Source organism: Collimonas arenae, from assembly GCF_000786695.1.
GTDB classification, from domain to species: Bacteria; Pseudomonadota; Gammaproteobacteria; order Burkholderiales; family Burkholderiaceae_D; genus Collimonas; species Collimonas arenae_A.
In genome coordinates, this window is sequence record NZ_CP009962.1 from 4,617,420 (window position 1) to 4,631,952 (window position 14,533).

Here is a 14,533-nt window from a genome sequence, read left to right on the forward strand (position 1 = left end):
ATCCATGCGTTCAATAACTTCAACGCATAATGACGGGTATAGGCGCTACTTTGGCTCGTTCCAGAGAAATTTCGATGCTTAATTGACTTTTAACTGCGAGGCCGTTAAGTTTTCCGGGACTGAATTTCACCTTCGCAAAGGCGTCGCTGACAAAGCGTTTGGCTTCCTCTGAAAGGTCTTCCTCGTCAATCACGACCTGATCTACCTCTCCCTGCTCATTAATTAGTATGTACGCCCGAGCTACGTGCGGTGGAATGTTATCAGGCAACGCCATGAATGTATCTGGATCAATATCTTGCAAAAGGATCGGATTCTCCGTCAGTTCGTCCGCGCGAAAATAATGCGGCAAGGCCGGGTTGGCAAGCGGAAGAGATGCTACACCCTCGCTCGGTTGAGGCATTGGCGATTGAAGCGACGCTAGCTGATCGCCTGTGATTTCCGGTCCGCTTGGAATTCTGGCCCCAGCTGCGGATGCTGCCGCATGAGGCGGTTCCGCATCGACCGGCTGGGATTTTGAATCACTTTCAGGAGAGGCGAGCGCATTCAAACCAGGTAATATCGGTCGGACCGGCAACTCGATGCTTCCTGATGCCCCTAGCTGCACTTCTACTGTTGTTGCCGCACTTTGGGGGGATCCATAGCTTGCTGTCGCCAGCTTGCCACTATCGAGTACAAAGATCAGGCCAACATGTCCGGCGACTGACAGCAAAAGCGCCAAAAGATAATACTGATTTCGCACGAGCTTCTGATTCTATGAAAATGATGGGATGCATCGCTGCATCCCATTACTGCGTTGTTACCGCGCCTACTGCGTCGTCAATACTCGCCATGAAACCCGTCGAGTGTTGCTGGTTGCAGACGGCTTGATAGGAGGCGTCGTGATAATCGTACCGCCTAGATCGGTGCCCGTCGAGGTGCCATTCGCCGAACGAATCAGCACCCGGACAGTGCCGTCGGCCTGCTCGATCATTACAGGTCGCGTCACCAGACTTGCACCTAAATTGAAACCACTCACTCCGGAAGCGCCATCTACTGCAGCGCCGGTCAGGTAATTCAGCGCGTAAAGGAAGCTGCCCGAAACATTTGGATCGGTCGCTCCGCAAGCGCTGACAGTCGAAACTTGTGGCGTAATCGTCGTGAACACCAAAGTACCGAGAGCAAGCGATGGATCAGTACTGGCACGCTCCCCCCCCGTCAGAAAATCAATGTACCACCCGGTATTGGTTGTCCAATCGACTGGATTGTTGCTACTTGTCCGCACCACTTGACCCGGAGTGCAAAGCGAGACCGGCGAGTTTGCCGGGCACGTTTTAGCAGTCAAGGTTTGCTGAACAAACTTGCTGGTGCTGGTTGGTACTCGCGGATTGGTATAAGTATTCGCGTCCGATTTATCGAGGACAGCATAGAACGACTCGATGCTAGTATCGGCGACGTCAGTGGTGCCCAAATAACGGCCGGTTCCTACGTAGACCACCGGATTGCCATTGACTGTCGCTTCCAGCGGTGCAGCGGTAATCGGTTGCGGATTGCCTGCCGCATCTTTAAAACTGACTAGCAACTGAGCATCGTAGCCGCTGGCGCCGATATTACCGTTGATGTCGAAGCGCCACAGATTACCCAATGTATCGCCGCCGTACGCTGCGATGGACGTATTGTCAGTCAGTGCTTGCACCGAATGGGCGCTGATCCGCGCCATCCCGCTGGGGGTCGCTGTACTACCGGCGCTCGTGACAATGTCCCGGATGGTAGCACCGGTATTAGCGTTCAACACGTAGAGGTGACCGAGGCCATCTGCATTGTTATAACCGGAACTCAGCAATACCACCCACGTACCATCGCTAAGTTTGGTGATTTTCGGATTGCCATAGGAATAGCCCAAGTTGGTATTGGTAAACTCCCACAACAATTTTGGCGTCGTCGGATCCGTAACGTCCAATGCATAGTAGCCTTTTCCTCCGCGGTTCAGACCGCCTACCAGAATACTCTTCCACTGTGCGCTGGTACAGGTTGACGCCGGAGCATTCGGGCAGATATCGCCGGTTTCCGGCGAGTTATCGACGAAGAATTGATGCAATGTGGCGTAATTCTTGTCTGCCAAGTTGTACATGTTCGGCAAAACCATGCTCGGTATGTAGGCCCACAATTCTTTGCCGGACGAAGCGTCAAAGGCATGCACCATGCCGTCATTCGCGCCGACATAGACAGCTCCAACGCGCGATGTAATCGCGCTTGAGGTTTTGAATGCAGCGTAATTAGTATCAGCGTAACTGAACAGCGGCGTTTGTACATATCTGGCTTCTGAAGAAACAATGTCGCCCAGGACATGTGCCCGTGTGCGGAAGTATGTACCTTCATTGCTGCGGTCGCCACGCAGGAAGTTGACCAGCGCCTCGCCGGACGCGCCGCCAGTCGCAATCGTGTTATTGCTTTGTGCGGCGCTGCTCAGGCAATTGCCACCAGAGGTGCAGAACTGCGTCAACCCCGTTGGCGCTGCTCCTGAAACATAGCTAATATGAGGCGCAGTGAAATTTGAATCCAGTCCGGCGGACTGCAGGGTAGCCCAGTCAAATGTTATGAGTCCGGTAGTTGAACCAATTGTCCCTTTGGTATAGATGGTTCGGCTGGTCGGCGCTGTCACGGCAACCGGCGTAGTGGCGGCACCATCGACATTAACCACCTTGGTATTCATCCCGTCGACACCAGTGGCAGCACCATTGAACGTAGTGCCTGAAGAGTAACCGTTGACGACCGTATAGCAGTTTGTTCCTTGGCGGAATACATTGCCAATGATGTAGCTTGTCGATGCCCTCCATGGTGTGGTTGCGCAATCAAGCAGCGTCATCGCCGACCAGTTTTGGGCGCCCAAAGTACCTGTAGTACTCAGTTGCTGACGAATCAGCTCTCCATACCAATCGACAGACTTGTAGGAAGAACTAAATACGTAATTATCAGCAGCGCTCACGTTGGGATTACTGCTGGCAGCGGCAGCGGCGGTACCTGGCCGTGGCGTATTGATGATCGTTGCGAGAGCCGATGTAAGACCGTTGGCGAGCGCCGAAGGGTTAGCTGCACTGAAATACGTACCATGTCCATTAACCGCTGCATGCCATAGGTCATCGATATTAGTATTGGAATTGGACGCTGGAGTGGGCCAGTTACATACTCCGCTAGTCTGCCAAGAACAGATACCCGCGCTTGTATTTGCAGTCGTTCCCTTATATACGTCATAAAAATCGCCGCTGGTGTCATTCCAATAATCCTTGCCGTCTGTAGGCGCATAAATCATCTGACCTTGCGAGCCCAAGCCAAGCGTAAATGTCGTCATGTGCTGAGTGGTGGCAACATCACGACCATTTGACGGCACGTTGTCCGCACACAAGTCATTCGGGGTCGTTGACGGCGAGATGGTTGGACCGGTGCAAGTTCCAGTACCTTGAGTTGTATCGGAGCTACGCAAATCGGTGTTGTAGTAATAAGCTGCCACGTCAGCCAGAGTATTCGAGGTTCCACCTGAGTTCACGGTAGAGCACTGCATTGCGGTGCCTACCGTATAGTTGGGAGCTGTGGATTGCGCCAGGGCGGTGCAAGAGCTTGCGTTCGCAGGTGTACTCCAAGCCGTATACTGACAGTTACTCGTGCTTGAGGCCGTACATGAAGATGCATTTACCCATGTTCCGAGTATTGGTGTTGGGCCGCTCTGACATTGATATGCGGTGCCCACTGTATAAGCAGGCCCGACAGACTGTGCCGTAGGCGTACACGAAGCTGTATTGTTATATGCGGTCCAAGCGGTATACCTACAATTACTAGCACTTGATGCTGTGCACGACGATGCAGTTTGCCATGTCCCGAGGACTACACCCGAAGTCTGGCACTGAACTGCCGTACCTACTGAATAAGAAGTGGGCCCGGTCGACGGTGCTACAGCCGTACACGAATTTGGGCTACTGTTGCTATAGGCAGACCAACCTGCATATTGACAACTGATTGTGGTTGACGAAGTGCTGGACGCAGTGCAACTGGTAACAGCAACCCAACCAGAATCAAGAGTCTGACATTGCGTTTGATTTTTACCACTGGTTACCGGTATACATGACGTTGCGTTAGCCCAAGATGTCCATTTAGAACCTGAATTACTTGAAGTTCTCTTCTGTAATTGCTGTGTATCACTCTGTAACTGATTAGTGCTGGTTTGCCATTGAGGACTGATCGTCTGCGACTGCAATGTGCTGGTACTAGTCTGCGGCTGAGGCGTAACCGTCTGCGACTGCAAATTACTGGTACTGCTTTGTATTTGGGCACTGCCCCCGTCGTAATAGGGACGAGGTAAACCTGCATCCTGATTGCCAACCGACGTCGAGCCATTCATTTTGTAGAATCCCGAATTTTCATTCCAGAAGCCGTCTGTAGAAAGAATGGTGTAGTTTTGCTGGCATGAATACTGCAGCGGATCAACGACAGTAGAACCGTTAAGTGTCTGTCCATTAAGCTTGCCGGCATAAAGCCGGCCGGCCTTTGACAAGGCTGCACGCAAAGGAGTCGAGTTGCCAGGTATTGCGCTGGTAAACGCGTTGTACCAGTTATATTTCTGCGCGCCTGTGAATTCAGCAAGATTAACAAAATCACCACCGGTATTATTGTTAATACTCATATACCCAACGCGAAAACGCGAGACACCATTCGCGATATCGGTTGCCTTGTCTATCGCGGCAAATGCGTTGCTCGCAGAGGTTTTCATCATCTGCATGCGCGATTTGTAATAGGTCCACCAGTTCGCGTAGTTGGTCATTTCCTCATTGCCTGTACAAAGTGTCCCAGCGCAATCTGTTCGAGTGACGGCCTTGCCTGTCTGTCCGGGAAAAGGAAAAACTGCAACGGTGCCAGCGGTAATGACAGCTAGCAAACTATATCCAGGTACTGGACTAGTGCTAAAGGCAGCAGGAGAAGAAAGAGTAATCGTACCGGTTTTGCTCAGCACCGGTGTGGCAACTGTGTTGATTCCCGCAGTGATTGTCACAACACTGCCTGAGGCGGTCGCTCCATAGCCAGCCACTCCGCAAATCCCTGAAATCGATCCGTTACAAGCATTGATGCTTGCGGCGATAGCAGCTGCCATATTTGACGAAGAAGTAGATGCGGCAGTGACAGCACCGGATAAAATTTGTAGTCCATTTACCTTGATGCTGCTCACAGTCGCGCCGGTCAAGATGCTGCTGACCGAAAAACTCGTCGTTCGCGGCGACGGTGCGCGAGCATAGGAGAAGTTTGAACTAAAAGCCGCTTGACAATTGGTCAATGCACTGCTGTCGCACCATCGCAAAACGGCGGGAAAATTGTAAGCCACTCCACTGACGGTGGTAGCGGCACTAGCTGTAATACATTTTCTCAAGCTCGCCGAAGTGCAATATTCTCCGGCTACAGTAGTATAAAAATACTGTGGGGTAGACTGAAGGTCCGATGTTGACGACAAACTGCTCTGGACGCCATATGCATCGTCTCCAACAGCCTTCCAATTTGGCTTGGTACCGGAATTTGCTCCAGTAGTGGAATCCGCTCCCGTCATGCTGGGAAAAGTCGTAGAGTTGACAGCACCAGTGCTATCGACGGCAACAGGTGGCTTGTAGACAACGGCCGGATTGTAATAAATACCGTTATAACCGGCATTCCTGAATAAATACTCCTGATCTGCCGAGCTTGCAGTTTGTCCAGCTGATGAACAATCTCCCCCGCTGCGTGTCGAGTATGTAGGAGAGCATGCCCAGTCTGGCATGAAGTCCCAGTTCATACTGCCCGAATCATCCAGCACCATAAATACGTTTGGCTTTACATCGGTGCTTGAAGGTGCTGAGTAAGTGTTCAACGGATCAGTTGAAATGTCGGTCTGCCCCGCGTGAGCAGATGCGCTGAATGCCAGAGTAATCAGCAAGCTGCTGAATGTTCTGAACGATCGGTTGTTGGTCAAGGCATTCTCCTGAATATTGAAGCACATGTTGCTGCACACGCAATGTTGTTTTTTAATCAGTTCAACGGCGTTCCGTTTACATCGAAACGACTGCCTGCACATAGCTGACTGTATTTCTTGGGCCGCTAACCCGTACAGTGATCCGGTAATACACGACCGAAGGTGCGTTAAGCGGAATCTGCCCGGCTTCTTCGGCATTTCCTGTGGCGGCCTGAACTACGGGGGACGCGACGCATGAGGCTCCACCTGTTTTGGAACCGGCGTTGTTGCACAAGCGGTCGATGACATAGCTGACGTTATTCCCGGCCGAATCGAGAGCTACAGCTTGACGCGCTCTCGTGGTCGCCAGAGAACTAGACCAAAAGTTATCCCATGACTGGCCGGCCCCGGGACTATTCGTCGCAGCGCTGCCATTGGCAGCGTAGCCATTTGTAGAATCGTCGGCATCGAGCGTACTGCCGGTATTGTTAGTCTGCAGCCAAGCTGTCGCGGCCTCGACTCCTGTATCGGCCGAATGGGTGGCAGCTTCCTGAAACGCCAGATTGCCAGCGATGATATTGGCGCTATCGACTGACCGCATCAATGCAAGCGCAGCCAAAGTCATCGCTATCAATACAATCAGAGCGACGAACAACACCACGCCAGATTGCTTGGTGCGGAGTTTTAACGGATGCGACGGTATGTGGTTTGCGGTTAACATCCTTGCGTCACTCCCATCCAACCGACATTGCGTATCGGTATTACAGTTTCAAACACCTTATAGCGATAGTGTTTCCAGGGTTCGTCTGCCGCCGTATTTGGCCCTAGGGTGCCGGTGGCAGCGATAATTGAAGCGGTAGCGTTTTCCGACCAGGTGGGAGCATTGACAGGGATAGGAGAATTCAATGCGGTCGCCGTAACAATTCCTTTTTCAAATTGCGCACTGCGTGCCACCAGTACCAGCCCCACAGCGGAAAGCCTGGCCCAGCCGCAAGCAGTGGTCGGCGTACTCTGATCGTGCCCATTGGCATCTGGAATACCGTCCATTGGCGCACTCGTATCGCGCCAATACACGGCTCGCATGCTGACAACGTTATTTGCAATCGGCGCCCATATCGACGGATCGCTGGTATTTGCGGACAAGCCACAATCGTTGGCCTGGTAGTCGCATACCGTCAGATTGCCGCCGCGTATCGCATAGGCCAGCATACTTGGCGTAGGGCCGAGGTTATAAAGCGTGCTACCGGCAGCGCCCGTTCCAACAGTAACGGTGGTCGCTGCAGTCGCCGTAATTCTGTCAAGAACCAAATTGGCGGAGCATACGGCAGGTGCCGCTATGACACGATCGCCTACAGCGAACGCACTAGGCATCTGCACCGTGTCTACGGTGCTGGCCTGCGCATTGATGGGATTACCTTGAGGCTGACCATTGGTGTTGCCATAAACGACTAGCAGTGTGTCAGTATTTGCATCGCCGGCAGGAATGATGCTCGTGGCAGGGTTAACAGTCACTGGAGCCAATGGAATGGCAGTAGCTATACTTGTGCCAGAAGGCAGCTTCCACGTCAGATTGCAGTTAAACAAACCAACCGCACTGATTCCGTAGCCAGCTTGACCAACATCACTCTGCAACTGATTTAAAGCAATCGCCGCAGTACTTTGCGCATCGCCACCGCCAGTAGTGGTGCGCTTGCGCTGCTCCGAGAGAGCGAACACCTGCAACATGATAATGACTGCGATCATGCCGATCGCTAGGCTGACCATGACCTCAACCAAACCGAAGCCAGCAGTTGGGCGATTGAATAATTTTGGCATCGGCAACAATTTGCTCTCCTTACCTGATTTGCGCAACGGTGACGTACTGGTGCTTAGTAGTATTAGCCACCTCGCTTGGCGCCAGCCATTTGACGGTGACCGTCACGATGTTTTGGCTATCGACGTTGACCGTTGCAGAGCTCTGCGGCAAGGCTGCGGACACGTTGGCCAGCCACGCGATATAGCCTGCTCCATTAGGACTGTTGAAGTTGGATTGCATAGTCGCCGTAGTGTGGTCGCTTACCCACATTGTTCCGATCAAAGTATTTGATAACACGGCAGCTTGCGAACGGTATGAAGCGTCGCTGACCTGTTTGACGCTCACACTTTGCAGGCCGACGATGGCGAGGATACCCATCGAGAAAATAAAAATCGCGATGAGCCCTTCTATCAGCATCATCCCTGCTTGCTTGTCCAAAGGTTGAGAGTTTGTAGGCATGGTCATGTCAGCATGCTTGCGGGTCGGTGGGTTTGGAAACGGTAAGCGCCGGATCGCACATGCGAATCTGTCCGGCGGGCGTGACGATGACCCGCAGGCAACGCATCTTGCCGCCGGCGACCGCGCAAGTCCCACCGCCAGAATTGCTGATGTCGTAGACCGCGTTATCCGCAGTCGCCAGAGTGCTTGCAATCACGCGGCCCAGGCCATTGAATGTAAGGGTGTTCGTAAAAACCGTCGTACCGGCCGCTGCGCCGGTGGAAGCTACTACCTCTGAAGTCGCCACCTGTGCCTGGGTAGAGCCTTCGGCCGCGACGCGCTTCATAATGACGGCAGGACAACTGGCAGAAGCCGCGGTACATCCTACTGCCCAAGAAGAATCCGTCGAAGAATCCACTCCGGAAGAAAAATTGACCTGAGTATTCCGCCGAAGCGCTTCTACGCGAGCAAGGCCGAGTCCATTTTGCATTGCTTCAGCGGCATTGCGAATGTTGCTATTCGCAATGAATGCGCTGAAATTGGGCAAGGCAATGGCAAGCAGTATGGCGAAAATCACTATGCCGATCATGAGCTCGATCAAAGTGACACCTTGCTGTTTGGTGGGTAGTGTTAGCACACTCCCCCCTTTTTGGTCACCCAGCAAGTAGCGTTGGTGGTCCAGTTTGCAGGCACAGCTGTCGTTGCTTTGGCATTAGTCTGATCGACGGTATAAGTAAAACCGGTCATCGAGTTCGTGCCAGTCGCGGTCAGCAAGAAGGTCGTAGCATTACTGACACAGCTGAAATTGAAATACTTGCTGGTAGTGCTATCGACAGCGGCGCACGGGGGAGCACCTGCGTAAGTGTGGTTGTCCTGAAAAAACTGCTCCATCTGCACGCGCAGCGTCGATAAATTGGAAGTGGCATCGGGAATTTTCCCGCGGGTGACGTAATCTGCGTAATTGGGCAAAGCAACCGCTGCCAATATGCCGATAATGGCAACTGTGACTAATAATTCAATCAAGGTAAAACCGGCCGAACGTCGGTTCGACTGTTTGCTGAGTCCCATATTTCCCCCTGTTTCCTGCGTTGATCTTGTTCGAAGCATCTCAAATCTTAACGGTCGAAATTTCCGCCATGCAAGTGTTGCAGTATTATAGGTTCGCCGTTTCCTCAAGGTAACCATTTCCCCCCTCCGTCCGTCGCAATCTCAGTACCGCTTATCCAGTTTTGTTTTTAATTTAACAACCGGCATTTAGATACTTCATACTCCTTTGACAACAATCGGCACATATTGAGTGCAGCAGGATAGGTGAATGGCAGATGCAACAAACCGTGTTTTCGGGTATCGCGTCGTGTGCTCCCGCGGTACGCGACGAACGGTCGCTACTTTTACAACGTTTGGTTATTACAATTCCGACTTGGCTCAGTCGATTTTTGACACGATACTTTTCAAGGCCGCACGCTGTGTGGCCAAATATTTATCGCAAATGAAGGTGGTTACGTGAGCGGTTATGCGGTCGACGAGTTTGGCTTGCTATTCATGTTCTGCCTAGCGACGTTAACGTTATCCGCACAACTGAGAAGCGCGATTTTCGCACTTAAACATGCTGGACAATCGCCGAGGATCAAAACGCGACAATGAGTTGGTACATATTACGACCATCACCAGGGTCGCAGATTTTGTTTTGAATACATAGGAACAAACGCAGATCCCTGGTTCACCGAGCAGTGACACATATCTGACGAATTACATCTCGAAAGCGCAGACAATATTGCCTGGAGCAGGACGTAACCACAGCTCCAAGCTGTGCCGGACTTGTACGCTGAATTTGGCTGCCATGCTTGGGAATGTCAGGGACAGGCCGGGGAAAAGGTCGCCTCTATTCATTCGGCAAATTTTCTTAGGCAAACCCCTGATCTCTTATCTTGCTGAAGATTAGCTATCGTGACGCCCAGCAATCCGCAGCAGTTGCAGCCGGCGCCTTGGCTTTATCGGTACTCCTCTTACCGGTGCTGTCCAATAAGAAAGTCCCGCATTTATCGTTTGTCACCGGTACCGCTTGCAACGTAAATGAACTGGCGTTCGAATCGCTGACAGAAAACGTATATTTTGAGCCGATATCACCCCATGTCGGCAAACTGAGCGGCTTGCCGCCTGACAGGTAGCTGTTGTTAATCGTATATTGCTGCTGCATCCAGTTAGCGTACTTCAGCAGCGTCGCCGTTGCCTGGGCGCGGTTGCCGCGCTGGACGTACTGCGTGTAATTCGGTACTGCAACCGCCGCCAGGATGGCGACTACCGCTACCGTGATCATTACCTCAATCAGCGTAAAACCGCGCTGCCAGGAGAACATATTCCGATCCCTCATATATACCCTTTCAATCGTTTAATTTGGCTTGATCGACAACTGCCGCCAGCGCCGCACCGCCACTCCCGTCGTCAGGTATTCCTGACAATGCGGCTTGCCGTCAGAACCAATCGTATTGATGCAGCCGGGTTGGGTGACGTCGGGATTGGGTACGGGCAAAGCAGTACCCACGGTACCGGGCACCTTGGCCGAACTCAAATTGACGTTGGGTGGCGTGTCGGCGACGATCAGATGGAATTTGTCGGTATAAGCCCCGCTCAGGAAATTCGCCCCCAAGATTTGGGAGGAGCCGCCCCCGGCGCACGGGTCTGCAGTATTCGGCGTCAGCGAGGTCGTCAGTACGATAACGTCCTTGATGATCCGCAAAGCGCCGACGGTGCGCTCGCCGCTGGCAGACGGATAGTCGATATACCAGCCGCGCTTGCTGCTCCAGGCAACGGTATTGGTCGACAAGGTACGGCCGAGCAGTTCGCCGGTTTTCGAAGATACATCTGTCAGCGTTTGCACCTGTAGCTGGCTGCGGCCGGTGACCGCGTTTGCACCAGGCTTGTCCCATATGCCATACAGACTCTGGACATTGGTATCGGCCAGGTCTTCAGTTTCAAAGTATTTCCCAGTGCCGAACAGCACCATGAAACCTCCCAGGGGATGTGGTGCGATGACCGGCGCCTGCACTATCGGCTGCACCTTCGGCACGCTGCTCTGATCTTTGGCTGTAAACAAGGTGCTGCGATTCCATTGCGCATCGCTGGCATTGCTTAGGTCGAACTTCCAAAGATTGCCTTGCAGATCGCCAGCATAGGCGGCAATCAGCTGGCGCGACGCATTGAACAGCAATGCCGGTGCGGACAAGCCGTTCTGCGCTGTGGCGCTACCGACGCCGGTGTCGATTTTCTTGATCAGGGCGCCGGTCTGGATATCGACCAGATACAGCACCGCATGACCGTTGGCGCTGTTGTAACCGTTGCCGAAAATGGCTGCCCATTTATTGTTGGCCAATAACACGACGGCCGGCGCACCCAGCACATTACCCATGTCGGCATCGCTTGCAGTAGCGTTGTACTCCCACAAGACACTGCTTTCCGCCAATCCGTCGGTCTTGGTAACATCGATTGAAAACACGCTCTGCGCACCGGCGCCGGTGCTTCCTAATAGAATATTCTTCCACGCGCCGCCGACATAAGCGTCGCCTTCCGCCAACGGACCATCGACAAAATAATGATGGCCGTAGTTAAGATCGCTCAGGGTCTTCAGATTAGGGTAGACGCTATTCGGTATGAAGGCGAATTTCTCGGTTCCGCTGGTATCAAATCCATGCAGCATGCCGTCGTTGGCGCCGACGTAGAGCATGCCGCTGCGCGCCGCCTTGGTTGTCAGGAAAGCGTTATAAGTACTGCCTCCAGGGATGCTTGCCGGTAGCGCCGTGTAACCGAAATCGTTGCTCTTGATATAAAGCGGCGTCGAATTGACGATGTCGCCGAGTTTGTTCTGGCGATAACGGTATACGCCCGCACCGCTGCCGTCCGGCGCTTTCTCCATCGCCGAACTGCCTTTGAGATAGTCCAGCACATTAGCCGATACCAGGGCCGCTTGCTGACTGTCGGTGCCGACGGTCAGATTTTCCCAAACAAACTTCTTGGCACTCTTGGTCGTTGGATTCCAGGTCACGATGTTACGTTTTTCGTAATCCGGCAACAGCGTTGCGGCATCCCATTTCGGCGTAGGATCGAGCTTTCCCTTGGCGTCGACCGGATGTGCTTTCAAATGCCCGGTCCAGCTGCCGGAGTCGAAGCTCGGCACATAAGCGACGGCATCTTTGCCTCCCGGCACCGCCCCACCAGGTACCGAAGCATTGCCGCCGGAACCTGAGGCCCTGCCGATTTCGGCCAGGATGCTGTTCAGGCCGTCTTGCAGATTCTTGGGATTCTTTGCGCTGAAATAGCTGCCGTGGCCATTGACTGCCGCGTGCCATAAGTCATCGATCGCGGTATCAGTATTCTCCTTTGGTATACCCCAGCTTCGTTTTCCTTGCTTAATTTCTGCATAGTGGCCACTGGTTGCCGTCTTATAATCCGCTTGATAAATCAAATTTCCATTGGCGCCCAAACCAATGGTGTGCGTTGTCATGTGCTGCCAGGTTGCCGGATCGGTCGAGGTCGCCGTAATTTTTCCGGCAGTGCCGCCATTACTGCCGCGCACCCCGATGTCGGTGATCCAGTACTTCATCGCCGCATCCGCCAGTGAATTGGAAATTCCAGTGCTTCCCTCATGGAACGGGGCCGGAAACGGATCTCCTGCTTTCAACGCTCCGCCGGAGACAGGATCATACGAAACCGGTGCGGGCAAAGCCGGCACCAGCTTGTCCTGATTGCCGATTGAGCTTGGCACAGTGCCATTCCAATATCCGTCGGTGGCAAGAATCGTATAATTTGCCTGGCATTTCAATTGAATAGGGTCTGGGGTTGAAGATGGTGCACCATTCATTGGCTTGCCCATGTAGTATTGCCCGACCTGATTCAAAGCATCGATCAGCGGCGTAGCGCCGTTAGGCTTGATCGCATACAGCTTGGCATACCATGCGGATTTTTGCGCTGCATTGAAAGTCGATATCGGAACGAAATTGCTTGCATTGTCGTTGATCGTCCCAAAGCCCACCCGGAAGCGGTCGTTGATACCGGAAAATACGGTTCCCAGCGAAGTTTTCGTCAACAGAATGCGCGTCCGGTAATACGAAAACCAATTGGCGAAATTCTGAATTTCCTCGGCATAGGTACAGGTGGCGCCTGCACAGTCGGTACGACTGGCAACGCGCGGATAGACATTTCCGCTGACAATGTCTATCCGTGTGTAATATTTATCGGTATCCTCCCCTATAGCGCCAGTCGGTGTCCCGCGCCCTATCCAGTTATAGTAGAACGCATACTGCGCTACTGAGTTTGCCCCTGATGCGCCACAGTTTATGCTAGAAAAATTCGTGTTATAAAACGGTAGAGTGAATGACTTGTTGTAATAGCATTTGGCGCCGATGTTCGTCAACTTTGTACCCGGATTCAGATACGGATCGATGATGGTTGCCGTAGTGCTGGCGTTACCCATCGATGTGCCGTTAGCCTTCACTCCAGGCGTATAAGTCGTTGCCGGGTTGTAGTAAATCTGGTTCCAGGCGCTGGAATAATAAGAGAGCTGGGTTTTCCCGGCATTGAATTCCACCGTTGCATCCGTACCCGTCACAGTCCCCCACACCATACTTCCCGAATTGTCCAGCATATACATAATGTTCGGCGGCGGCGGCACCGGCAGGAACAGTGGCGACTGTGCTATTTCTGCAAGGGCCACGCCCGATACCGCGGCCATGCCCAGGCAAACGCAATGCGCCGCCAGCTTGAGCAAGCGACCATACGAAAAAACGCGCGCTACACTTATTCTTAACATGGAATTTTCCTACTCTCAGAATTTCAAATAACTTTGCAACATGACTTTTGCGTTAGCGCTTGCGAAGGTCGTATCGACCCCGAAAGCGGTAACCCGATAGACTTTGGCGCTTACATCTCGCGTTACCTGAGTGCCCCCCATCGCGATCGTTGTGGTCACGTCTTCGATAACGCATTGCGCAGCACCGCTTGCCGCTGGCAGACCCAAGGTCGCCGTGGTCGGCGCCGTTGCAGGCCAGGTGTCCCAGACGTTGGCGCCGGCAACCGGTGTGGTGATCATGCGGTCCAGCGGCTGGGCCGCCGCACCGGCTTTGGGAATGATGGAATTTTTTTGCGCGCCTGTTTCGCAATAACGCAAGCCGCTTTCCGCAGCCTGGAACGCCAACTGCTGATTACGTGAATTGGCCGCCATTTTTTCATCCAGCGTCACATTGCGCATGGCGACGGCCCCAATCAGCATCATCAGCACCAGGAAGATCAGCACCATCGGCAGTGCGATGCCGGTTTGTGAAAATTTTGTATTTGCCATAAATGTGTTCGATAAATGATCGGCTTCG

General features: G+C 53.0%; 10 protein-coding genes. All 10 read right to left on the bottom strand.

What is annotated here, in order from left to right:
- Positions 1-19 precede the first annotated feature (19 nt).
- Entirely contained in the window at positions 20-739 is a 720-nt protein-coding gene (locus tag LT85_RS26755; RefSeq protein WP_156117594.1) for a hypothetical protein, read from the bottom strand.
- A gap of 66 nt (positions 740-805) precedes the next feature.
- Positions 806-5,962, bottom strand: coding sequence for a pilus assembly protein (locus LT85_RS26195; RefSeq protein ID WP_172657011.1), 5,157 nt, complete (start codon positions 5,960-5,962; stop codon positions 806-808).
- A 76-nt stretch (positions 5,963-6,038) separates the two neighbouring features.
- On the bottom strand, positions 6,039-6,662 hold the full coding sequence (locus LT85_RS26920; RefSeq protein WP_052135350.1) for a pilus assembly PilX family protein: 624 nt from the start codon (positions 6,660-6,662) through the stop codon (positions 6,039-6,041).
- Entirely contained in the window at positions 6,656-7,756 is a 1,101-nt protein-coding gene (locus LT85_RS20380; protein ID WP_253273769.1) for a PilW family protein, read from the bottom strand. The genes LT85_RS26920 and LT85_RS20380 overlap by 7 nt, the downstream gene beginning before the upstream one ends.
- A 19-nt stretch (positions 7,757-7,775) precedes the next feature.
- A complete protein-coding gene (locus tag LT85_RS20385) occupies positions 7,776-8,201 on the bottom strand; it encodes a type IV pilus modification PilV family protein (RefSeq protein ID WP_156117595.1) in 426 nt (141 codons plus the stop codon).
- 1 nt (position 8,202) lies between these two features.
- Positions 8,203-8,811: a GspH/FimT family pseudopilin gene (locus tag LT85_RS20390; protein ID WP_156117596.1), complete on the bottom strand. Its 609-nt coding sequence runs from the start codon at positions 8,809-8,811 to the stop codon at positions 8,203-8,205.
- Complete coding sequence (locus tag LT85_RS20395) at positions 8,805-9,242, bottom strand: type IV pilin protein (RefSeq protein ID WP_038492610.1); 438 nt, start codon at positions 9,240-9,242, stop codon at positions 8,805-8,807. Before LT85_RS20395 ends, LT85_RS20390 begins: the two co-directional genes overlap by 7 nt.
- 874 nt (positions 9,243-10,116) lie before the next feature.
- Positions 10,117-10,530 (bottom strand): type IV pilin protein, encoded by a 414-nt coding sequence (locus LT85_RS20400; RefSeq protein ID WP_038492612.1) that lies wholly within the window; start codon positions 10,528-10,530, stop codon positions 10,117-10,119.
- Between the two features lie 33 nt (positions 10,531-10,563).
- Positions 10,564-13,977: a pilus assembly protein gene (locus tag LT85_RS20405; RefSeq protein ID WP_038492614.1), complete on the bottom strand. Its 3,414-nt coding sequence runs from the start codon at positions 13,975-13,977 to the stop codon at positions 10,564-10,566.
- Positions 13,978-13,992: 15 nt separating this feature from the next.
- A complete protein-coding gene (locus LT85_RS25625; RefSeq protein ID WP_052135353.1) occupies positions 13,993-14,505 on the bottom strand; it encodes a pilus assembly PilX family protein in 513 nt (170 codons plus the stop codon).
- Positions 14,506-14,533 lie beyond the last annotated feature (28 nt).